The sequence below is a fragment of the Bacillus sp. SRI_025 genome, assembly GCF_057592095.1.
The window spans coordinates 917,936-939,142 of the sequence record NZ_JBYEGB010000001.1 but is presented as its reverse complement, the minus strand read 5'-3'; the positions used below and the strand labels follow the sequence as shown (position 1 = coordinate 939,142).

The window sequence follows — 21,207 nt, the reverse complement described above, 5'->3', positions numbered from 1 at the left end:
ATGAAGAAGCGAAACAGGCTAAAAAAAAATGAAGAGTTTCAAAAGGTGTTCAAAAAAGGTCAATCAATGGCAAATCGCCAATTCGTTATTTACCAGCTGGATCAGCCAAATCAAGATGAACTGCGTTTAGGATTGTCCGTCAGTAAGAAGATTGGTAATGCAGTGATAAGAAACCGAATTAAACGACTGATCCGTCAGGTGTTTTTAGAGGAAGGTCATAAGTTAAAGCAAGAAAAAGACTACATAGTCATTGCACGAAAACCAGCGAGTGAATTGACCTTTGAAGAAACAAAGAAGTCTCTCCAACATTTATTTAGAAAATCCGCTGTTTATCAACAACAACCGAAAAAGTCTTCGTAATAGAAACTTTCGTTGAATCAATTTTTAAAAGCGCTTCCTTCATCTAGTGAATTAAAATGTAACCACCACTTTGCAAAGAAAAAATGTTACCATACTGATTAGGTGAGTCACTTTCTTAATCAATTCCAACTTAAATAAAGTTTGAAGTAATGGGAGGAATCTTGTTGAAAAGGCGATTATTACTAATATTTAGCTTGATTGGCGTATTGGTTTTATTGGCAGGATGTACACAGATCAATGAACCAATTACATCAGATAGTAAGGGATTCTGGAATTCTTATATTGTTTACCCACTATCTCAATTAATCACGTACATGGCAAACTTAACTGGTGAAAACTATGGTGTAGCGATTATTATTGTGACACTGCTAATTCGCTTGCTTATTTTACCATTAATGATTAAACAGTTAAGAAGTACAAAAGCGATGCAAGCATTACAGCCTGAATTGAAAAAGCTTCGTGAAAAATATAGCTCTAAAGATCAAAAAACACAGCAGCAGCTTCAGCAGGAAACAATGGCCCTTTTTCAAAAAAATGGCGTCAATCCGTTAGCAGGCTGTTTCCCAATTTTAATTCAAATGCCAATCCTTATTGGTTTCTATCATGCAATTATGAGAACAGCAGAAATTAAAAAGCATACATTCTTATGGTTTGACTTAGGCAGCCCAGATCCATTGTTCCTATTACCGATTATTGCGGGTGTAGCTACTTTCATTCAGCAAAAGCTGATGATGGCTGGAAATCCTTCGGACAACCCTCAAATGGCTATCATGTTATGGGTGATGCCGATTATGATCGTTGTGTTTGCAATTAGTTTCCCAGCAGCACTTTCATTGTACTGGGTTGTAGGTAACATTTTCATGATCATTCAAACATTGGTGATTAAAACACCTCAAGTAAAAGTAGATACAAAAGAAAAAGCTGGCGGGAATAAAAAATGAAGGAAATAACTGCTGTCGGTCGTACTATCGAAGAAGCAGTAGATTCCGGACTTAAACAAATTCAGCTACTACAAGAAGAAGTAGAAATCACAATAGTAGATGAAGGAAATAAAGGGTTTTTAGGATTATTTGGTAAAAGACAAGCTGTGGTCAAGTTAGTAGAAAAGATAAATGCACTTAAATTAGCTACACAGTATTTAGATAAAATTGTTAAGTCTATTGATCCTAAAGCAAAGATTATTTCCAAACAGGAACCGAAAAAGATTTCTTTCCACATTGATGGAGATAAAACGTCATTAATGATTGGAAAAAGAGGCCAAACATTGTACTCTTTAGAAACGTTGGTACAGCTAGTGTTTAATCGTTATTCTGATCAGTATCATCATATAACAATTGATATTGGCGATTATAGGAAGAAACGACAAGAAGCACTTGAACAATATGCCGTCAAAACAGCAAATCGGGTTTTAAAAACGAAGAGAAAGGTTCATTTAGAACCAATGCCTTCGAATGAACGAAAAATTGTCCATGATGCGATTGCTGCATTCTCTAAAGAACTTGCAACGGCATCTGAAGATACAGGCAGCAAGCGTCATGTTGTGGTGTTGTATAAAAAATAGCAGAAAGGCTAAGATTCAGCAAAGCTGGATTTTAGTCTTTTTTTATTGAAAAATTGCTTTTTATAGATGATTCATCCTTTATTTTTAAAAATTAAGTGTGAGATATGAGTGTAAAACGCCATTTTAACAAGTAAGTAAAGGGGTCAGGGCGTTTAAATTTATTGGATTTAGGTGTAAGATGTGAAGACAAGTTTCAAACGTCGTTATTCACATGTGGATAAGTTAAGTGTTAAAATAGATAAGATGCAAAGCTGTGGATAATTAGATATGGGATACTTTCACTTCGCTTTCATTTATGGTATCTTTAAATTTTGGATTAAGCGTTTTTGATATAGAGATGGACATTGTCCATTTAATAGATAACAGACTGTTTATTCAGTAGAGAAAGAGGTGAATGAGTGATGGATACAATTGCAGCAATTTCTACGCCGATGGGTGAAGGAGCAATTGCGATTATTCGTTTAAGCGGGCCGGATGCGGTACAGATTGCTGATCGGATGTATAAAGGTCCTAAGGAGAAAAAACTTGTATCGGTGGATTCTCATACGATTCATTATGGTCATATTGTGGATTCTAGCACTGAGCAAGTAATAGAAGAGGTCATGGTGTCAGTATTAAGAGCGCCAAAAACATTTACGAGAGAAGACGTTATTGAGATTAACTGCCATGGCGGAATTGTAACGGTCAATAAAGTATTGCAGCTTGCTTTAAGAGAAGGAGCAAGATTAGCGGAGCCAGGTGAGTTTACAAAACGAGCTTTCTTAAATGGAAGAATTGATCTTTCACAGGCTGAAGCGGTAATGGATTTGATTCGCGCAAAGACAGATCGTGCGATGAATGTAGCGATTACTCAAATGGAGGGACGCCTCTCCGGTTTGATTAAACGACTGCGCGGCGAGATATTGGAAACTTTGGCCCATGTTGAAGTCAATATTGACTATCCTGAGTATGACGATGTTGAAGAAATGACGCATCGTGTCTTAGTTGAAAAGGCAACATCAGTGAAAAAGGAAATTGAGTCACTGCTAACGACGTCTCAACAGGGGAAAATACTTCGCGAGGGCTTATCCACTGTCATTATTGGAAGACCGAATGTTGGGAAGTCTTCCTTGTTGAATAGTCTTGTACAGGAAACAAAAGCGATTGTAACGGATATTCCTGGAACAACGAGAGATGTCATTGAGGAATATGTAAATGTTAGAGGTGTACCGCTTCGTTTAGTCGATACTGCGGGTATACGTGAGACGGAGGACATTGTTGAGCGTATAGGGGTTGAACGATCAAGACAGGTCTTAAAAGAAGCTGACCTGATTTTACTTGTGCTCAATTATAGCGAGGAATTATCAGAAGAGGATATCAAATTATTTGAGGCCGTCTCAGGCATGGATATCATCGTGATCGTGAATAAGACAGATCTTGAGCCTAAGCTTGATATTGAAAAGGTCAAGCAGTTAACGAAGGATCGTCCGGTGGTTACGACATCATTATTACAAGAAAAGGGGATTGATGAGCTTGAAATTGCGATTCAATCACTATTCTTCACGGGTTCAATTGAAAGTGGAGATTTAACGTATGTAAGTAACACAAGGCATATTGCGCTCCTTCAGGCAGCAAAACAATCCATTGAGGATGCTCTTGAAGGAATTGAAATGGACGTACCGATCGACATAGTTCAAATAGATTTAACACGCTGCTGGGAACAGCTGGGTGAAATTATTGGGGATGCTGTTCATGAAAGCTTGATTGATCAGTTATTCTCTCAATTCTGTTTAGGAAAGTAAAGGGAGGAACATAAGAAATGGGTTATGAAGCTGGCAATTATGACGTAATCGTCGTGGGTGCCGGTCATGCTGGAGTTGAGGCTGCTCTTGCATCTGCAAGACAGGGCGCCAAAACACTTGTATTGACTATCAACCTCGATATGGTTGCTTTTATGCCATGTAATCCGTCCGTAGGCGGCCCCGCAAAAGGGATTGTCGTCAGAGAAATTGATGCTCTAGGCGGAGAAATGGCACGAAATATAGATAAGACGCATATTCAAATGCGCATGCTGAATACGGGGAAAGGACCTGCTGTCCGTGCGTTAAGAGCGCAAGCAGATAAGTTCCAATATCAGCATGAAATGAAAAAAACAATGGAAAATGAACCAAACCTGACAATGTTGCAAGGTATGGTAGATCATTTAATTGTAGAAGATGATGAATGTAAAGGTGTTGTTACTCAAACAGGGGCGAACTATCGTGCGAAGTCTGTTGTATTAACAACAGGGACTTTCTTAAAAGGCCGCATTATTTTAGGAGACCTTTCGTATTCAAGCGGTCCAAATAACCAGCAGCCTTCCATTAAATTATCGGATCATTTAGCAGAACTAGGATTCGATTTGGTTCGCTTTAAAACAGGAACACCTCCTCGAGTGAATAGTCACTCGATTGACTATAGTAAAACAGAAATTCAACCAGGTGATGATGTCCCGCGGGCATTCTCCTATGAAACGGTTGAATATATTACTGACCAGCTGCCATGCTGGCTAACATACACGAGTTTAGAGACTCATCAAATAATTGATGAGAATCTACACCGTTCTCCAATGTATTCAGGTATGATTAAAGGAACTGGCCCTAGATACTGCCCGTCCATCGAAGATAAAGTGGTGCGTTTCAATGATAAACCGAGACATCAAATTTTCTTAGAGCCAGAAGGTCGTAATACACAGGAAGTTTATGTTCAAGGATTGTCTACAAGTCTTCCTGAGGATGTACAGCAGCGCATGCTTTCAACCATCCCAGGACTCGAGAATGTACAAATGATGAGAGCGGGTTATGCCATCGAGTATGATGCGATTGTACCTACTCAATTGTGGCCTACACTTGAGACGAAGAAAATTTCTGGATTATATACAGCCGGCCAAATTAATGGTACGTCCGGTTATGAGGAAGCAGCAGGTCAAGGGATTATGGCAGGTATTAATGCAGGAAGAAAAGCATTAGGTAAAGAAGAAGTCATTTTAAGCCGATCTGATGCATATATCGGTGTTCTCATCGATGACCTTGTCACAAAAGGAACAAATGAACCGTACCGTCTCTTGACATCACGTGCTGAGTATCGTCTACTTCTACGTCATGACAATGCTGATTTAAGATTAACTGAACTTGGGTATCAAATTGGATTAATTTCTGAAGAAAGATTCCAGTCATTCCAGCAGAAAAAAGAAGCCATCGAAGCAGAGAAAAAACGTTTATATTCTGTCATCATTAAACCAACAGCAGAGACTCAAGAATTTATTCGTTCACTCGGAGGAAGTGAGCTGAAGGACGGTATTCGTGCAAGCGATTTGATGAAGCGTCCAGAAATGAACTATGAATCTGTTGTGAAATTAGCTCCTGCTGAAACACCGCTTCCTTCTGATGTGTGTGAGCAGGTAGAGATTCAAATTAAATACGAAGGTTATATTGAAAAGTCACTCCAGCAAGTTGAAAAACTGAAAAAGATGGAGAACAAAAAGATTCCTGATCGAATTGATTATGACGCCATCAAAGGAATTGCAACTGAAGCGAAACAAAAGCTGAAAGAAGTCCGACCGCTTTCTGTTGCACAGGCTTCTCGTATTTCAGGCGTTAACCCTGCTGATATTTCTATCCTTTTAGTATATTTAGAGCAGGGGCGTATTGCGAAGATAGCAGAATAGAAAGGATGTCGGCATGAACATTGAACAATTTACAGCGGCACTAGAGGAGAAAGGGATCACTCTTTCTCCTGTGCAGCTTGAACAATTTGAAACCTACTTCCGCATGCTTGTAGAATGGAACGAGAAAATGAATTTAACGTCCATTACTGAAAAGGAAGAAGTGTATTTAAAGCATTTTTATGATTCAATATCAGCGGCATTTTTTATTGATTTTCACAAAGTGACGACGATTTGTGATATTGGAGCTGGTGCTGGTTTTCCAAGCATTCCTCTTAAAATTTGTTTCCCTCATCTACATGTGACCATTGTTGATTCTCTTCAGAAACGAATTACGTTTCTCAATGAGTTAGCAAAAGGATTAAACTTACAAGATACTACTTTTTATCATGATCGTGCGGAAACGTTTGGACAACGTAAGGAAAAGCGTGAAAGCTATGATCTTGTCACTGCTAGAGCAGTTGCACGTTTATCTGTCTTGAGCGAACTTTGTCTGCCTCTAGTGAAAAAGGAAGGATTGTTTGTTGCCTTAAAAGCATCTGCCGCTAACGAAGAAATGCAAGCAGGGAAAAAAGCCGTCACAGTCCTCGGAGGAGAGGTTGTTGAGAAGCATTCCTTTGTTCTGCCTTTAGAAGAAAGCGAACGGAACATCATTGTCATTGAAAAGAAAAAGCAAACACCAAAAAAATATCCTAGAAAACCAGGAACACCTAATAAATCACCAATAGAAGGTTGATCATGTAAAAGGTCGGTTTTTCTTCAATATTTATGATTTTACAGAAGGAAAAAACATGAGAAAATAGAATTATAAAAAGGTAGTTTTTAAAGGTGGTGTAGGTTCATGAAGCATTCACTCTCACGCTTCTTCGGGCTTGGTGACAAAGAACATCCTGAGCGTGAAACCGAAATAGAGGCAGAGATTGCTGAGCATGATACATTAAAGGAAGAGATACAGGAGCTCCCGGTCAACACAATTATGCCAAACCGTTTTCAGCCACGCACCATTTTTTCAGAAGAAAAGATACAAGAGCTGGCCACGACGATTCATACCCATGGCATTATCCAACCGATTGTTGTTAGACCAACAGAAGAAGAAGGAAAATATGAACTGATCGCCGGCGAAAGACGTTGGAGAGCGGTACAGACTCTTCAATGGGAGAAAATCCCCGCTATTATAAAAGATTTTACTGATACGGAAACGGCATCTGTGGCATTGATTGAAAATTTGCAAAGAGAAGAGCTGTCTGCTATTGAGGAGGCTCATGCTTATGCACGTCTTTTAGAGCTCCATGATTTAACACAAGAGGCGCTTGCTCAGCGTTTAGGCAAGGGACAATCAACTGTTGCAAACAAATTAAGACTTTTAAAGTTGCCTGAAGAGGTACAACAAGCCATTTTAGAGAAAAAAATCTCTGAAAGACATGCACGTTCACTTGTGCCCCTAAAGCTTCCAGAATTACAAATCGCGCTATTGCAGGAAATCATCGAAAAGCAGTTGAATGTGAAACAGACTGAAGAGCGTGTAGTGAAGATGCTTGAACAAAAAACAGATCGCAAACCGAAGCCAAAACGTAAGGCGTTTAGTCGTGATACACGAATTGCGATGAATACTATTCGTCAGTCTCTCCACATGGTGGAAGACAGCGGACTTAAGATAAATACCGAGGAAGAAGAGTTTGAGGAATATATCCAATTAACAATTCGAATCCCTAAATAGAAAAAAGCTGATGAGCGCCACTCGTCAGCTTTTTTTTGTCTTATTTCTAGCACACATTCAATATACATTATATTTATAAATTGGTAAAATATGATTTTAGAAGTGTAAAGGAGGTGACAACTACTTGATGAAAATGAAGAAGACTACTTTCGCCATTATTTGTTATTTACTATTATCTTTTTCTCTTTTTTCAAATGAAGCGACAATATACGCTGTGAAATCGCCAACGGCTCATCATGCGGATGAAAGTTTGATGACCAACGAAGAATTGAACGTTCTGAAGGAGCAAGGTGCAGTTTCTAAAGATGTGACTGTACAGCAATTCAATCAAGACTATGCGTCTTCCGACGATTCGATCGACTTGATTACAGCTGACGATGATTTGAAGAACTATGGATTACGACAAAATAAGCAGGATGAGCTGGTGACAGATGAAAAGCCGCACACTCTCAAGCTCCTCTTAGGAAAGCCGTATCCTGGTACCGATATTATCCCTAAAAGAGGAGATATTTTGGTGACAACCACTGATGCTGTGAAGGGGTTGGTTGGACATGCAGGTATCGTCATTAATGAGAAAAGCTATGCTTCTATTCCAGGGTTACGGCAGCATCCGCAACTAGATTCCATTCATAACTGGTTTCGCTATAGTGCCAATACAAAGGTAATTCGGATTAATCAAGAGGAAAAGGCAGATTTAGCAGGAGAATGGGCACACGATTATGTGAAAGGTCATCCGAAGGCTCGCTACTCGATCACCATGTCCATTCAATCACTGGATCCGACTTATTGTTCAAAGATTGTGTGGCAGGCCTATGGCAAAACAGGGGACGCATTGGGACATGCGGCCTTTACCATTAAGACACCCTACGGATTTTTAAAAAAGAAAAGCTATAAAACAGTAACTCCTAAGGTCATTGTGAGTGAAGGCCGTAAAATAGGTGAATTAAACTTTTGACATGTGACCCTCACTTTTGATGAAAGTGAGGGTTTTGAGCATGTCTATTTCTTGAAAAAGCTATATCAATATACTTTTTGGGTGTGTTTTCATTCATCCTTTTATGTACGAAAAGGCACATTCACCGACGAATTTATAATAGGGAAACAAAAAAAGCAAACGTTTCATACTTTTTTTGATAGAATAGGAAGTATGAATGAATGAGAAACTTGTTAAGTTGAAAGTGGGTGACATCGTGGGAAAAATCATAGCGATTACCAACCAGAAGGGCGGCGTCGGGAAGACGACAACTTCTGTTAATTTGGGTGCGTGTTTAGCATACATAGGCAAACGAGTGTTGTTAGTTGATATTGATCCGCAGGGCAATGCCACGAGTGGTATTGGGATTGAGAAGGCCGACGTAGAGAAGTGTGTGTACGATATTTTAGTTGATGATGCAGATGTTCTTGATGTGATTAAGACGACAGAGGTCGAGAATCTTGATGTCATTCCTGCGACGATACAGCTTGCAGGGGCTGAAATAGAGCTTGTGCCTACAATCTCACGTGAAGTGAGGCTGAAGAGAGCACTTGAATCTGTTAAGCAGAATTATGATTATATGATTATTGACTGCCCGCCATCACTTGGACTACTGACGATTAATGCGTTAACTGCCTCTGATTCCGTTTTAATACCAGTTCAGTGCGAATATTATGCGCTTGAAGGATTGAGCCAATTGTTAAACACAGTTCGTCTCGTGCAGAAACATTTAAATACCGATCTAGCCATTGAAGGTGTCTTACTGACAATGCTTGATGCCAGAACAAATCTTGGGATTCAGGTTATTGAAGAAGTGAAGAAGTACTTTAGAGATAAAGTCTATCAAACCGTGATTCCTAGAAATGTGAGACTGAGTGAAGCGCCAAGTCATGGAAAGCCGATTATCTTGTATGATCCACGTTCAAGAGGTGCAGATGTCTATTTAGACTTAGCAAAGGAAGTGGATGCGAATGGCTAAAGGTCTTGGAAAGGGTATTAATGCACTATTTAACAACGTAGACTCAAATGAAGAAACGGTTGAAGAAATCAAACTAAAGGATTTGCGCCCGAATCCGTATCAGCCAAGGAAAACGTTTGATGATGATGCGTTGTCTAATCTGAAAGAATCGATTCAGCAGCACGGTGTTTTACAGCCAATCATTGTTCGTAAATCGATTAAAGGATATGACATTGTAGCAGGGGAGCGCCGTTTTCGCGCGGCACAACAAGCTGGTCTGACAACAATTCCTGCGATCGTTCGAGAGTTTTCAGAAACGCTGATGAGAGAAATTGCCCTTTTAGAAAACCTGCAGCGCGAGGATCTATCTCCACTAGAGGAAGCCGAAGCGTATGCTTCCTTGCTGGATCATCTAAGTGTGACGCAAGAGGAATTAGCGAAGCGATTAGGGAAAAGCAGACCGCATATTGCGAACCATCTCCGTCTGTTGACTTTACCGGATGACATACAAAAGCTGATTGAAAATGGAACGTTATCAATGGGACATGGCCGGACATTGCTTAGCTTAAAAAACAAAAATAAGCTGGCGCCTTTAGTAAAGAAAATCGTGGATGAGGGATTAAACGTACGCCAGGTTGAGAAACTTGTGCAGCAGTTAAACGAAAATGTTCCACGTGAAACAAAGAAAAAAGAAGCACCAAAGGATCGAGTGTTGAAAGAAAGAGAGTCTTTCTTACAAAACTACTTTGGTACTTCCGTGACGATCAAGAAACAAAAGAAAAAAGGGAAAATTGAGATTGAATTTCTCTCCAATGAAGATTTAGAAAGAATCCTTGAATTGCTTTCTACGAGGGAATCATCAGAGTGACCATCTTGATACAGGATGGTCTTTTTTATATTCGCCCAGTGATATTTTGAATAGGTGTGAAGAGAGACCTGCTTTTTTCTCTCGTCCAATCCATTTGGTCAATGTGAGATAGACTTTCAGAAAGTGTATTGGCCATAGACATGACAAGATGAAGACGTGTGTTTTGGAGAACGAAGTATTCCATGAAACCACTCACATTGACGATTCCATTAATATGAATATCTCCTACCTCTGGCAGTTCTTTTTGCACACCAGCCCCGGGCTTTAACGGTCCATCTCCAATTTGGAAGGAACCGACACTTTTCACTCTTCCTAAGCAGGCATCAACCGCTACAATAAACGGGTGTTTATGAGCTTGTTCAATTTCAGCGAGTTTTTCTTTTAAATTGACTGCATGCACTGGATCAGAGAGTGTTCCATATACATGAAGCTTTTTCAAATTCAGACCTGAAAGCTTTGTACCAACAAGTGGACCTAGAGAGTCGCCAGTTGAGCGGTCTGTTCCAATACAAACGATGGCAACGGGTCTTTTTCCTGCTTTCTGAAGATGCGAGAATAAAATACTTTTAAGCTGTTGAATGGCATTTGTATCCGTATGGGACACGTATTCTTTCACCCTATTTCTAAAAAAAAGACCGTTCTTGCTATTCATAGGTCTCACTTCCTTGTCATAGTAGTTAGTAACAGTATACGGAAACAAGCTTAATTCTATACCTATGAGGTGATGATTGTGTGGAAGGCTGGTTCAAGGTGGACGCTTTTAATTTTAGGAAGCTTAATAGGAGCGGGATATGCTTCCGGCCAGGAAATTTGGCAGTTTTTTGGCATTGATAGCGGACTAGCCATTCTACTGTTTACATTGATGTTTATGCTGTCTACCTATGTGGTGTTAAAAATCAGTTATGAGGTGCGTGCCGATCACTTTGTGCCAGTGCTGGAGCGGCTTGTCGGTCCATGGCTGGCTAAGGTGTATGACGTGTTAATTGTTCTTTATTTATTCACGACAACGACGGTCATGATTGCCGGCGGCGGGGTGACTCTTGAGATGTATCATGTGCCTTTTTGGATTGGCATCGGCGCGTTCTGTTTGTTTTCGTTTATGATTTTTTTCTGGGATGTGAAAGGGCTTTTATCTGTGAATGCTTTCATTATACCAATTTTGGTGGCAGGGCTCATCTATGCGTTTGTTTTTTATTATATGAACCATGATCATATGTGGCGGATTGATTTTGGACAGCAGTACAATTGGCCTGCCAGCATTGTCTTTGCTTCTTTGAATATATTATCCGTTGTGGCAGTGCTGTCTTCGGTTGGGAAAGAAATGAAGGGGCTTGGGGAAGCCAAAGTGGCGAGTATATTAAGCGGTCTCATTTTTGGTGTCATCTCGTATGTGTATAACGAAATACTAGTTGATATTTCTGGAAGCCTTTCAGCAGAGGGAATTCCTTTGTTTACAGTATTAGAAGGGGCGCCGGCGTCTTTGTTTGTGTTTATGACGGTTGTCCTTTGTCTAGCCATTTATACGACGACGGCAGCAGGTTTATTTGGATTATCCAGCCGGATGCTTTCTTTTGTACGAATGCCCCGCTGGCTGGTTGTATTGGTAATGCTTCTTTTGATGGCACCTTTAACATCTCTTGGCTTTGCTGATTTGATTGCTTTCTTGTATCCAATTTATAGTTTGTTGAATCTTTATTTGCTCGTCTGTTTAATGCTGTATCCGATTTTAAGTAAAAAGATATTTTCTCGCCCTAAAAATTATATTGATAAAATAAAATAAGCACCTCTCTTTTTAAGAGCTGTGCTTATTTGATCTGAATTGAATCAATAGCTTCTTTGATGTCATCGTAGACAGGCATTTGTTTAAGACGCTGGAGGCGATCCTCTAATTCAGAAATGGCCTGTCCCTTTAAATGCTGGGAAATGTGTTGTTTGACAATGGTCGTCTGGTTTATCATGTCTTCTGTTTTAGCCAACTGATACTCCAAGTGCACGCGTGTATTTGCTAATTCGTCGTGCAGCCGCATTTTGAGCAGCCGTTTTAAATCCTTACGCTGTCCTTCTCTGCGCATGGCCTGAATGGCGGCAATTTCTTCAGGAGACTGTGTTTGTGTGTGTGGTGCCGATTGATTTTCAAATACAGACATGGAGCGGCGGGCACTCACATTTTGCAAGAAACGCTGGGCGTCACTAGGAGGTTTATTTTGATTGATCATGCGATGACTCCTTTCTTAATGAATACCCATTTGCACCGCAAGGCGTCTATCTGCCTTGGCGTAGTCATCACCCATTGTGTACATATGTCTTGAAAGGGTAGAAAGCTCTTGTTCGTAATCTCTCAGGGTGTACAAGGCATTCAGTTGTTTTTCGTGTGAATAAAAGGAGGAATGGGTCTGTTCCATTCTCACTTCCTCTACGAGTGCTTCCACATCACTATGACTTAATAAATCATAGTGGCCAAAGCCGACGAGTCCTTTGAGCTCTTGTTTTACATGATGAACGGCGTCTTTTACGCTTTCATCAATTCCATCGATTTTCTCAAATACAGTATGAACTTCATGTTCAATAATACTTTTCAGATCATAGGATGAATTTTTCAGTAAATGGGATTTTATGATAATTTCAAGTCCGCTTTGTGCATATGCACGTCCAGAATGAATTTCTTGCAGCAGCATGGCTGTAAAACTTGTATTATGATCAAGCTGTTCATCTAAAATACGGGCAGATCCATTCGGATGGAATGAATATCCATTTGCTTTGAATTCTCCTGAAATGAGAGCTAAAAAAGCATTTGTATCAAAGGATTCGTTCCATTCTATATTCATAGATGCAAAAGCTGATTTTAAAAAGGTGTCTATTTCTCTTTTTTTGTATTTAACGGATTCTTGGACTGAGTCTTGCTGCCGTGGCGGGACGGTGTACTTGACTTGTCCAACCCCTTGATCATGGCGATTGAGTAAACCGACGTAATGATTAGGCTGAATATATTCAGTCAACATGCGTGTATATTGACCTTGCTGCGCCTTTTGCTGAATCGAAGGCGATAGACTGCTCCATATATTTGGGCTGTCAAAAGTGACGGCTTTTTTGACAGCTGGCTGTTCTGTTGCAACATAAGCACAAACAGCACCGGCAAGTGCTTGTCCAGTGAGATGGATACCTGCATTCGGATGCGTCTGACAGACTTTCTCTATGTATTCCTTCCCTTTAAAAAAGACATGTTCTTGATTACTGTCAAGGGACTTTCTTTCAATTGGATAGGCATAATCTGTTTTGAGCAATGACTGTGCAGCGTTGTGTACATCTTGCTTAGATGTCACCGTCATTTGATGTGGCAGCGGACAGTGAAAAGCGACGATGAATTCGTCTGATTGTTCCGGCTGCATCGTTAAACCATATAATTTTTGATCGATTTTTAGAAAATCGTGGACAGTGAGTGTTTGCTGACCTATTTCTATCGTATGGTGCTGCTGGTAATTGTCGATATTTCCAGCATGATCGGATATGATTTTATATTCTTTATCAGTTAATCTATCCTTTCGATTGACCATCGTACCTGCTCCCTCACATAACATTTATGCAGATATCATAAATCAAAAAATATGGAAAAACCACTGCGTTCTACCAATAAAAACCTTTTGACCTACAGTGTTTGTGACAATATTGAAAAAAAGCGGAGTTTAAGTAACTATTGGTCACAAATAAAATGATCTAAAAGAAGGGTTTTTTCTTTAAAAAAGAATAGGATGAACGATTGAAAGAGACTCTTTGTTTTGTGCATTGCCCTCCATCGCCGTTTTTTTGTACAATAGATGCAATGAAGTGAGCAGGAGAGGTGAAGGCTGATGGCAGACAAAGCATTTGGGTTACATGATGTTGTTGAAATGAAAAAGCCCCATCCATGTGGTGCCAATCGGTGGAAGGTCATTCGTTTGGGCATGGATATCCGTATTAAATGTGAAGGCTGCGGACACAGCGTGATGATCCCAAGAAGAGATTTTGAACGAAAAATGAAGAAAATTCTCGTCAAGCATGAGGAGCCAACTGTTTAAGTAGGCCTCATGCTTTTTTTATTAAATTTGTCTTTTCTACAGCAAAGCCAGGTGCAATTTTCCGTTTTGAAGCATTGATTTATTCTTTTTGACGATGTTTCTTCTATTGAAAATGCATGATGGTTAGCTTGTCTTTTCATGTAAACCTACTTATAATTGCTCTAGGTTCATATTACGCAGTATAACGAGCACGTTTGATATAGAGGAGATGAAAGAATGGCTTTAACAGCTGGTATTGTTGGCTTACCTAACGTCGGGAAGTCAACGCTATTTAATGCAATTACACAGGCTGGAGCGGAGTCTGCTAACTATCCGTTTTGTACCATTGATCCAAACGTCGGAATTGTAGAAGTTCCAGACGAGCGTTTACAAAAGCTAACAGAATTGGTGCAGCCGAAAAAGACAGTTCCCACTGCTTTCGAATTCACTGATATTGCGGGTATTGTCAAAGGTGCATCTAAAGGTGAAGGTTTAGGGAATAAATTCCTTTCTCATATTCGTCAAGTAGATGCGATTTGTCACGTGGTTAGAGCTTTTGCAGACGATAACATTACACACGTAGCTGGTAAGGTTGATCCTGTTGCAGATATTGAAACAATTAATCTCGAATTGATTTTGGCTGATTTAGAAACAGTTGAAAAGCGTTTAGCTCGTGTGAGCAAGCTTGCAAAACAAAAGGACAAGGAAGCAGTAGCTGAATTTGAGATTTTGTCGAAGCTAATGACCGCGTTTGAAGCTGGGAAATCGGCAAGATCTGTAGAATTTACAGATGAGCAGCAAAAGCTTGTGAAACAGCTTCATTTACTCACATCTAAACCAGTTCTTTATGTAGCAAACGTGAGTGAGGATGAAGTAGCAGATCATGACGGCAACGAATATGTGCAGCAAATCCGTGAGTTTGCTGCTGGTGAAAACGCTGAAGTCATCGTCGTTTGTGCGAAGATCGAGTCTGAAATTGCAGAGCTTGAAGGAGAAGAGAAGCAAATGTTCCTTGAAGAGCTTGGTATTAATGAGTCAGGGCTTGATCAGCTAATTAGAGCATCTTATTCTCTTCTAGGATTAGCTACGTATTTTACAGCAGGTGAGCAAGAGGTACGTGCTTGGACATTTAAAAAAGGAATGAAAGCGCCAGAATGTGCTGGAATCATCCACACAGACTTCGAGCGTGGATTTATTCGTGCTGAAACGGTTGCGTATGAGGATTTACTAGCTGGCGGAAGCATGTCTGCTGCTAAAGAAGCAGGAAAAGTTCGTCTAGAAGGTAAAGAATATGTAGTGAAAGATGGAGACGTCATTCATTTCCGTTTTAACGTATAGGTTCTTGTCATAGGCCAAGTGATTTGTTATAATATACAATTGTGAGTAATATAATTTATTGCTCCTTGCCCGTTTAGGGCCGCTTAGACCAAAAGGAGGTGCAATCAGATGAGAAAGTACGAAGTTATGTACATCATCCGCCCAACAGTTGACGATGAGGCTAAAAAAGCAGTTATCGAGCGTTTCAATAACGTGTTAACTTCTAACGGTGCGGAGATCACTGGAACAAAGGATTGGGGTAAACGTCGTCTTGCATACGAAATCAACGATTTCCGTGACGGTTTCTACCAAATCGTAAACGTTCAATCTGACGCTGCAGCAGTTCAAGAATTTGACCGCTTAGCTAAGATCAGTGACGATATCATTCGCCACATTGTTGTTAAAGAAGAAGTATAAATCATTGAAATATATATTTAAAGGTGGTCTTTCAATATGCTAAACCGTGTTGTATTGGTCGGAAGACTAACAAAAGACCCTGAGCTTCGCTACACGCCTAATGGTGCGGCTGTAGCCACGTTTACTCTAGCTGTGAATCGTACGTTTACGAATCAATCTGGAGAGCGTGAAGCCGATTTCATTAACTGTGTTACTTGGAGAAGACAAGCCGAGAACGTGGCTAATTTCTTGAAAAAAGGAAGTCTTGCCGGTGTAGACGGTCGTTTGCAGACAAGAAACTATGAAAATCAGCAAGGACAGCGTGTCTTCGTGACAGAAGTTCAAGCTGAAAGTGTTCAATTTCTTGAGCCTAAGAGCGGCGGTGCTGGTTCAGGTGGATACAGCGGCGGTGGCAATAGCGGAGGCCAGTATTATGGCGGCAGCCAAAACGATCAGAATCCATTTGGAAATGAACCAAGTCAAAATCCATATGGCAATCAAAACAACCAAAATCGTAATCAGGGAAATAGCTTCAATGATGACCCATTTGCGAACGATGGTAAACCGATTGACATCTCCGATGATGATTTGCCATTCTAATTGATCTGAAAAAATGACTAAATGAAAGGTGTGAAAACAAATGGCAGGTGGACGCAGAGGCGGTCGTGCGAAACGTCGTAAAGTATGTTTCTTTACTTCTAACGGTATCACGCACATCGATTACAAAGATGTTGATCTTCTTAGAAAGTTTGTTTCTGAGCGTGGTAAAATTTTACCTCGTCGTGTAACAGGAACTAGCGCTAAGTATCAACGTAAATTGACATTAGCGATCAAAAGATCACGTCAAATGGCATTACTTCCATACGTTACTGGTGAGTAAGTCGTTGACTTAAAAAGCGGAGAGCCCCGAGCTCTTCGCTTTTTTTATTTGTCTCACTAAGAATCTCATCTATTTTTGCTAGAACTGTTTTTGGCAGTCAACCGAGGGGAAGTATGTAAAAGTGACAGTTTATTCTATACAAATATGAGGTTGATCTGTCATATTGGTAGTCTAGAAAATAATTGCAGTCAGGGCGTGGGAAGATGATTGAATTTAAAAAGGTATCGATGCAATTTTCTGATGAGCGCTATGCCGTTCAATCTGTTGATTTGGAGATTCAGCAAGGTGAGTTTTTTGTATTGATTGGACCTAGTGGCAGCGGGAAAACGACGACATTGAAAATGATCAATCGTCTCATTTCTTCAACAGAAGGTGAGATTTACATAAAAGGTCAAAAAATAAGTGAATATGATATGTATGAGCTGCGCTGGGATATCGGTTATGTTTTGCAGCAAATTGCGCTTTTTCCTCATATGACCATAGAAGAAAATATTGCTGTGGTGCCAGAGCTTAAACAATGGAGCCGGAATGAGACCAATCAGCGTGTCGATGAACTCATGTTGATGGTCGGGCTTGATCCTGCTATGTATCGTCATCGAAAGCCAGCAGAGCTTTCTGGTGGGCAGCAGCAGCGTGTCGGTGTGGCACGTGCACTTGCAGCTGATCCTGAGATTGTCCTGATGGATGAACCTTTTAGTGCGTTAGATCCACTAACGAGGGAGAAATTGCAGGATGATCTGCTTGATTTGCAGCGCCGTATTCAAAAAACCATTGTTTTTGTGACGCATGATATGCAGGAAGCTATGAAGCTGGGTGATCGAATTTGTGTGATGAATGAAGGAAAAGTAGTGCAGATCGGACGTCCTGAGGAATTGGTTCAGCAACCAGCCAATGCCTTTGTACAGGAGTTTGTCTCAGGGGCTGCCCATCATGTAGGACATCAAGCATATGAGCTGGAAACCTTGGCGCAACCGATGACTCACGAAGCTCTTTTATCCTATGAGGCGGTCTCAGCACATGCCACACTGGATGAAGTCTTATCTCAATTGGCAAGGCACGAGGAATTGGCTGTTGAAAAGAATGGAGATCGGATAGGACTAGTGAACCGTCAAGCAGTGATTCAGTTTTTAGCTGATTCTCCTAGAGAGAGGGGCGATTCACATGAATGATTGGACTCGTGTGTTATGGGAACGAAAAGAACAATTGGGACACGCCTTACTTGAGCATATTCAAATTTCTTTTATTGCTTTATTTTTGGCGATTTTGATTGCCATTCCATTAGGTATCTATTTAACGAGGGTTCCAAAGCTAGCGGAGTGGGTCATCGGGGTGACGGCTGTCTTGCAAACAATTCCGTCGCTCGCACTGCTTGGCTTGCTGATTCCTCTCGTGGGGATTGGGCAAGTGCCTGCCATTATTGCGCTTGTGGTCTATGCCTTACTCCCTATTTTAAGAAATACATATACAGGCATTCAGGAGGTTGATCCTTCCCTGAGAGAAGCGGCGCTTGCTATGGGGATGAATCATCGCAAACGGTTATTAAAGGTGGAGCTCCCTCTTGCGATGCCAGTGATCATGGCGGGTATCCGAACCGGGATGGTTCTCATTGTGGGAACGGCCACTCTGGCCGCACTGATCGGGGCTGGGGGATTAGGAAGCTTAATCCTGCTGGGAATTGATCGAAATGATATGTCGCTCATTGTCATTGGTGCGATACCAGCTGCTTTACTCGCACTCTTATTTGATGTGGTGCTGCGAACCTTTGAGAAGATTTCCTTTAAAAAGACGGTGATCTCTGTGACTGTTTTTGCTCTGATTGCTGGAGCAGTTGTCGCTTCCCCCGTGCTGTTTCAGCAAGAAAAGAAAGAAATCACCATTGGCGGAAAGTTAGGTTCAGAGCCTGAGATTTTGATCTCGATGTATAAGCTTTTAATTGAACAGGATACAGATATTCAAGTGAACCTGAAGCCTGGTCTTGGTAAGACGTCCTTTGTTTTTCAGGCTTTACGCTCTGGTGATATCGACATTTATCCTGAGTTTACGGGTACAGCGATTTCTGAATTCCTCAAGGAAACAGCAAAAAGCACAGATAAAGTAAAAGTGTATGAGCAAGCTCGGCGTGGATTGGAATCATCCTTTCAGCTCCGCCTTCTTGAGCCCATGGCATACAACAATACGTATGCTTTAGCCGTGCCGCAGTCACTGGCTGATCAATATAAGGTGTCCAACATTTCAGATCTAGGTAAGATCAAAAACCGTATAAAAGCTGGATTCACCTTAGAGTTTTCTGATCGTCAGGATGGGTATCGAGGCATTCAAAAAGCCTATCAATTTTCCTTTGATGATGTCGTGACGATGGAGCCAAAGCTTCGTTATCGAGCGATTCGGAAAGGAGATATCAATTTGGTCGATGCGTATTCGACAGATAGTGAATTGAGACAATACAAATTAAAGGTGCTTGATGATGATCAGCATGTTTTCCCGCCATATCAAGGAGCACCGCTGCTCAGGCAGGAGACATTAACTGAATTCCCTGAGATTGAGACCTCTCTCAATAAACTTGCGGGGCAAATCACAGACGATGAGATGAGAGAAATGAATTATGAAGTCAATGTGAAGGGGAAGGATGCATTTCAGGTAGCGAAAGCCTTTTTAAAAAAGAAAAAATTGCTGCAATAATCAAGGAAAAGCAGGGCTGTTTATGGCAAAGCAGCTCTGCTTTTTTAAAAGAAAAAACAAAAATCATTGACATTTACTTAAAAACATCATATCCTTAATTCGAGATAAATATATTTTTTTGATCTAATATCTCGAATTCGAGATAATATAAAGACGTCAGTAAAGACATAATGAATAGAGGTTTATTACTTCATGATTAGGAGGTCATTAGAAGTGAAAAAAACAGAAGGAATTCATCATATTACAGCTATTGTAGGTCACCCTCAGGAGAACGTTGATTTTTATGCAGGTGTTTTAGGGCTTCGTCTCGTGAAGAAGACCGTGAATTTTGATGATCCAGGCACATACCATTTATATTTCGGAAATGAAGGCGGATCTCCAGGGACCATTATTACATTTTTCCCTTGGCCGGGAGCACAAAAAGGTCAAATTGGTGCAGGGCAAGTGGGCGTGACGACATATGTCGTACCGACAGGCGCTTTCTCTTTTTGGAAGGATCGTCTTGAGCAGTTTAATGTTTCTTATGAAATGGTTGAACGTTTTGGTGAAGCTTTTCTCTCATTTGAAGATCCACATGGCTTATTGATTGAGCTAGTAGAGCGTGCGGAAGGAAAGCAAAACGAGTGGACATTTAACGGTGTCACACCAGATGTAGCGATTAAAGGATTTGGCGGAGCTGTTTTATTAACTTCGCAGCCGGAACAAACAATGCAGCTGCTAGAGCAAACGATGGGACTTGAAAGAGTCGGAGCAGAAGGAGACTATGTGAGATTCCGTTCGTTTGGCGAAATAGGCAATGTCATTGATGTGAACATCACACCTGTTCCACGAGGACGTATGGGTGTTGGAGTTGTACACCATATTGCATGGAGAGCAACAGATGATCAGGACCAATTAGATTGGCAAAGACATATTGCACAAAGCGGGTATCAAGTGACACCTGTGCAAGACCGAAATTACTTCAATGCCATTTATTTTAGAGAACTTGGGGGCATATTATTTGAGATTGCCACTGATCCTCCAGGGTTTGCACATGACGAATCAGTGGAAACAATGGGTGAAGCATTGAAACTGCCACCGCAATATGAGGCGCAGCGCAGTCAGATTGAACAAATTGTACTGCCAATTGAAGTGAGAGAAGTTAAAGGGAAAGGAGATTCATGATGAAGCATCTTTTTCGAAAAGGAAAGAATGAACAAAGACCTGTCCTATTATTACTGCATGGAACTGGTGGGACGGAAGAAGATTTATTGCCGCTTGCACAGATAGTAGATCCTGACGCATCTGTTCTTAGTGTGAGAGGGAATGTATTAGAAAACGGCATGCCGCGGTTTTTCAGACGTTTGGCAGAGGGCGTATTTGATGAGCAGGATTTGATTGCTCGTACAGAGGAGCTGTATACATTTATCGGAGAAGCAGCCGATGAATATGGGTTTGATCGTCACAATGTGGTGGCTATCGGATATTCCAATGGGGCAAACATTGCTGGAAGCTTGTTATTCCATTATGGGGATGCTTTAAAAGGAGCCATCCTGCATCATCCAATGGTTCCAAGACGCGGGGTTTCATTGCCTTCATTAGCGGGGAAACAAGTCTTTATAGCAGCTGGTGAAAATGACCCAATGTGCCGTCCAGAGGAATCGCAGGAGCTGGAGCAATTGCTGCAGGGTGCAGGCGCATCGGTTACACTTCATTGGGAAAATCGCGGACATCAGTTAACGAGAGAAGAAGTCGATGCTGCGGCTTTATGGTATCGTCGTCAATTTTAAATAAGGTGGGGAATAC

The 21,207-nt window shown here is 40.9% G+C and carries 23 protein-coding genes; 20 read left to right on the top strand and 3 right to left on the bottom strand.

Features of this window, described 5'->3' with window-relative positions; all coding sequences use genetic code 11:
- From rnpA to AC20OE_RS04710, 10 genes are all read left to right on the top strand, one after another.
- Positions 1-360: a ribonuclease P protein component gene (rnpA, locus tag AC20OE_RS04755; RefSeq protein WP_008360906.1), complete on the top strand. Its 360-nt coding sequence runs from the start codon at positions 1-3 to the stop codon at positions 358-360.
- 158 nt (positions 361-518) lie between these two features.
- Positions 519-1,301 carry a YidC family membrane integrase SpoIIIJ gene (gene spoIIIJ / locus AC20OE_RS04750; protein ID WP_087976621.1) on the top strand — a complete coding sequence of 261 codons (783 nt, stop codon included), beginning with the start codon at positions 519-521 and terminating at the stop codon, positions 1,299-1,301.
- Complete coding sequence (gene jag / locus AC20OE_RS04745) at positions 1,298-1,921, top strand: RNA-binding cell elongation regulator Jag/EloR (RefSeq protein WP_039182938.1); 624 nt, start codon at positions 1,298-1,300, stop codon at positions 1,919-1,921. The genes spoIIIJ and jag overlap by 4 nt, the downstream gene beginning before the upstream one ends.
- A 401-nt stretch (positions 1,922-2,322) precedes the next feature.
- A complete protein-coding gene (mnmE, locus tag AC20OE_RS04740) occupies positions 2,323-3,702 on the top strand; it encodes a tRNA uridine-5-carboxymethylaminomethyl(34) synthesis GTPase MnmE (RefSeq protein WP_487268546.1) in 1,380 nt (459 codons plus the stop codon).
- A gap of 17 nt (positions 3,703-3,719) precedes the next feature.
- A complete protein-coding gene (gene mnmG, locus AC20OE_RS04735; RefSeq protein WP_039182934.1) occupies positions 3,720-5,606 on the top strand; it encodes a tRNA uridine-5-carboxymethylaminomethyl(34) synthesis enzyme MnmG in 1,887 nt (628 codons plus the stop codon).
- A gap of 13 nt (positions 5,607-5,619) precedes the next feature.
- The gene (gene rsmG, locus AC20OE_RS04730) at positions 5,620-6,339 is read left to right on the top strand and encodes a 16S rRNA (guanine(527)-N(7))-methyltransferase RsmG (protein ID WP_487268544.1); all 720 of its coding nucleotides are present in this window, start codon (positions 5,620-5,622) and stop codon (positions 6,337-6,339) included.
- A gap of 105 nt (positions 6,340-6,444) precedes the next feature.
- A complete protein-coding gene (gene noc / locus AC20OE_RS04725) occupies positions 6,445-7,320 on the top strand; it encodes a nucleoid occlusion protein (RefSeq protein ID WP_041089376.1) in 876 nt (291 codons plus the stop codon).
- Positions 7,321-7,447: 127 nt separating this feature from the next.
- Positions 7,448-8,275: an orthopoxovirus pf05708 family protein gene (locus AC20OE_RS04720; protein ID WP_059374975.1), complete on the top strand. Its 828-nt coding sequence runs from the start codon at positions 7,448-7,450 to the stop codon at positions 8,273-8,275.
- Positions 8,276-8,510: 235 nt separating this feature from the next.
- Complete coding sequence (gene soj / locus AC20OE_RS04715; protein WP_008360890.1) at positions 8,511-9,272, top strand: sporulation initiation inhibitor protein Soj; 762 nt, start codon at positions 8,511-8,513, stop codon at positions 9,270-9,272.
- Positions 9,265-10,119, top strand: coding sequence for a ParB/RepB/Spo0J family partition protein (locus AC20OE_RS04710; protein WP_059374963.1), 855 nt, complete (start codon positions 9,265-9,267; stop codon positions 10,117-10,119). Before soj ends, AC20OE_RS04710 begins: the two co-directional genes overlap by 8 nt.
- A gap of 25 nt (positions 10,120-10,144) precedes the next feature.
- Here the strand turns inward: AC20OE_RS04710 and yyaC are convergent, their stop codons facing one another.
- The gene (yyaC, locus tag AC20OE_RS04705; RefSeq protein WP_058837885.1) at positions 10,145-10,771 is read right to left on the bottom strand and encodes a spore protease YyaC; all 627 of its coding nucleotides are present in this window, start codon (positions 10,769-10,771) and stop codon (positions 10,145-10,147) included.
- A 72-nt stretch (positions 10,772-10,843) separates the two neighbouring features.
- On the opposite strand from yyaC, the gene AC20OE_RS04700 reads away from it, so the two are divergent.
- Positions 10,844-11,899, top strand: a complete 1,056-nt coding sequence (locus tag AC20OE_RS04700; protein WP_080967203.1) for a YkvI family membrane protein — start codon at positions 10,844-10,846, stop codon at positions 11,897-11,899.
- Between the two features lie 25 nt (positions 11,900-11,924).
- On the opposite strand, the gene AC20OE_RS04695 is transcribed toward AC20OE_RS04700, so the two are convergent.
- Together AC20OE_RS04695 and AC20OE_RS04690 are read right to left on the bottom strand one after the other, a co-directional pair.
- Positions 11,925-12,335 carry a hypothetical protein gene (locus AC20OE_RS04695; RefSeq protein ID WP_039182926.1) on the bottom strand — a complete coding sequence of 137 codons (411 nt, stop codon included), beginning with the start codon at positions 12,333-12,335 and terminating at the stop codon, positions 11,925-11,927.
- A 15-nt stretch (positions 12,336-12,350) separates the two neighbouring features.
- On the bottom strand, positions 12,351-13,670 hold the full coding sequence (locus AC20OE_RS04690) for a hydrolase (protein WP_099663891.1): 1,320 nt from the start codon (positions 13,668-13,670) through the stop codon (positions 12,351-12,353).
- A 294-nt stretch (positions 13,671-13,964) separates the two neighbouring features.
- Here AC20OE_RS04690 and AC20OE_RS04685 point away from each other — a divergent pair, with 294 nt between their 5' ends.
- From AC20OE_RS04685 to AC20OE_RS04645, 9 genes are all read left to right on the top strand, one after another.
- Entirely contained in the window at positions 13,965-14,171 is a 207-nt protein-coding gene (locus tag AC20OE_RS04685; RefSeq protein ID WP_059374968.1) for a DUF951 domain-containing protein, read from the top strand.
- Positions 14,172-14,387: 216 nt separating this feature from the next.
- Positions 14,388-15,488, top strand: a complete 1,101-nt coding sequence (gene ychF / locus AC20OE_RS04680; RefSeq protein WP_039182923.1) for a redox-regulated ATPase YchF — start codon at positions 14,388-14,390, stop codon at positions 15,486-15,488.
- Between the two features lie 108 nt (positions 15,489-15,596).
- The gene (rpsF, locus tag AC20OE_RS04675; protein WP_024424058.1) at positions 15,597-15,884 is read left to right on the top strand and encodes a 30S ribosomal protein S6; all 288 of its coding nucleotides are present in this window, start codon (positions 15,597-15,599) and stop codon (positions 15,882-15,884) included.
- 36 nt (positions 15,885-15,920) lie between these two features.
- Positions 15,921-16,463 carry a single-stranded DNA-binding protein SsbA gene (gene ssbA / locus AC20OE_RS04670; protein WP_007497456.1) on the top strand — a complete coding sequence of 181 codons (543 nt, stop codon included), beginning with the start codon at positions 15,921-15,923 and terminating at the stop codon, positions 16,461-16,463.
- A gap of 40 nt (positions 16,464-16,503) precedes the next feature.
- Positions 16,504-16,743 (top strand): 30S ribosomal protein S18, encoded by a 240-nt coding sequence (gene rpsR / locus AC20OE_RS04665; protein WP_008359105.1) that lies wholly within the window; start codon positions 16,504-16,506, stop codon positions 16,741-16,743.
- A gap of 203 nt (positions 16,744-16,946) precedes the next feature.
- A complete protein-coding gene (locus AC20OE_RS04660) occupies positions 16,947-17,912 on the top strand; it encodes an ABC transporter ATP-binding protein (protein WP_487268535.1) in 966 nt (321 codons plus the stop codon).
- Positions 17,905-19,422 (top strand): osmoprotectant update ABC transporter permease/substrate-binding subunit OpuFB, encoded by a 1,518-nt coding sequence (gene opuFB / locus AC20OE_RS04655; protein WP_099663886.1) that lies wholly within the window; start codon positions 17,905-17,907, stop codon positions 19,420-19,422. Before AC20OE_RS04660 ends, opuFB begins: the two co-directional genes overlap by 8 nt.
- 192 nt (positions 19,423-19,614) lie before the next feature.
- Positions 19,615-20,586, top strand: a complete 972-nt coding sequence (locus AC20OE_RS04650) for a ring-cleaving dioxygenase (protein ID WP_039182911.1) — start codon at positions 19,615-19,617, stop codon at positions 20,584-20,586.
- Positions 20,583-21,191 (top strand): alpha/beta hydrolase, encoded by a 609-nt coding sequence (locus AC20OE_RS04645; RefSeq protein ID WP_039182909.1) that lies wholly within the window; start codon positions 20,583-20,585, stop codon positions 21,189-21,191. Before AC20OE_RS04650 ends, AC20OE_RS04645 begins: the two co-directional genes overlap by 4 nt.
- Positions 21,192-21,207: the final 16 nt, after the last annotated feature.

Bases quoted from the DNA above. Each gene is read 5' to 3' on its own strand.
- mnmE (WP_487268546.1), top strand. From the start codon at position 2,323: ATGGATACAATTGCAGCAATTTCTACGCCGATGGGTGAAGGAGCAATT.
- rnpA (WP_008360906.1), top strand. From the start codon at position 1: ATGAAGAAGCGAAACAGGCTAAAAAAAAATGAAGAGTTTCAAAAGGTG.
- AC20OE_RS04660 (WP_487268535.1), top strand. From the start codon at position 16,947: ATGATTGAATTTAAAAAGGTATCGATGCAATTTTCTGATGAGCGCTAT.
- rsmG (WP_487268544.1), top strand. From the start codon at position 5,620: ATGAACATTGAACAATTTACAGCGGCACTAGAGGAGAAAGGGATCACT.
- AC20OE_RS04700 (WP_080967203.1), top strand. From the start codon at position 10,844: ATGATTGTGTGGAAGGCTGGTTCAAGGTGGACGCTTTTAATTTTAGGA.
- AC20OE_RS04690 (WP_099663891.1), bottom strand. From the start codon at position 13,670: ATGGTCAATCGAAAGGATAGATTAACTGATAAAGAATATAAAATCATA.
- mnmG (WP_039182934.1), top strand. From the start codon at position 3,720: ATGGGTTATGAAGCTGGCAATTATGACGTAATCGTCGTGGGTGCCGGT.
- opuFB (WP_099663886.1), top strand. From the start codon at position 17,905: ATGAATGATTGGACTCGTGTGTTATGGGAACGAAAAGAACAATTGGGA.
- yyaC (WP_058837885.1), bottom strand. From the start codon at position 10,771: ATGAATAGCAAGAACGGTCTTTTTTTTAGAAATAGGGTGAAAGAATAC.
- noc (WP_041089376.1), top strand. From the start codon at position 6,445: ATGAAGCATTCACTCTCACGCTTCTTCGGGCTTGGTGACAAAGAACAT.
- AC20OE_RS04650 (WP_039182911.1), top strand. From the start codon at position 19,615: ATGATTAGGAGGTCATTAGAAGTGAAAAAAACAGAAGGAATTCATCAT.
- ssbA (WP_007497456.1), top strand. From the start codon at position 15,921: ATGCTAAACCGTGTTGTATTGGTCGGAAGACTAACAAAAGACCCTGAG.
- rpsR (WP_008359105.1), top strand. From the start codon at position 16,504: ATGGCAGGTGGACGCAGAGGCGGTCGTGCGAAACGTCGTAAAGTATGT.
- AC20OE_RS04720 (WP_059374975.1), top strand. From the start codon at position 7,448: ATGAAAATGAAGAAGACTACTTTCGCCATTATTTGTTATTTACTATTA.
- AC20OE_RS04710 (WP_059374963.1), top strand. From the start codon at position 9,265: ATGGCTAAAGGTCTTGGAAAGGGTATTAATGCACTATTTAACAACGTA.
- AC20OE_RS04685 (WP_059374968.1), top strand. From the start codon at position 13,965: ATGGCAGACAAAGCATTTGGGTTACATGATGTTGTTGAAATGAAAAAG.
- jag (WP_039182938.1), top strand. From the start codon at position 1,298: ATGAAGGAAATAACTGCTGTCGGTCGTACTATCGAAGAAGCAGTAGAT.
- AC20OE_RS04695 (WP_039182926.1), bottom strand. From the start codon at position 12,335: ATGATCAATCAAAATAAACCTCCTAGTGACGCCCAGCGTTTCTTGCAA.
- ychF (WP_039182923.1), top strand. From the start codon at position 14,388: ATGGCTTTAACAGCTGGTATTGTTGGCTTACCTAACGTCGGGAAGTCA.
- rpsF (WP_024424058.1), top strand. From the start codon at position 15,597: ATGAGAAAGTACGAAGTTATGTACATCATCCGCCCAACAGTTGACGAT.
- AC20OE_RS04645 (WP_039182909.1), top strand. From the start codon at position 20,583: ATGATGAAGCATCTTTTTCGAAAAGGAAAGAATGAACAAAGACCTGTC.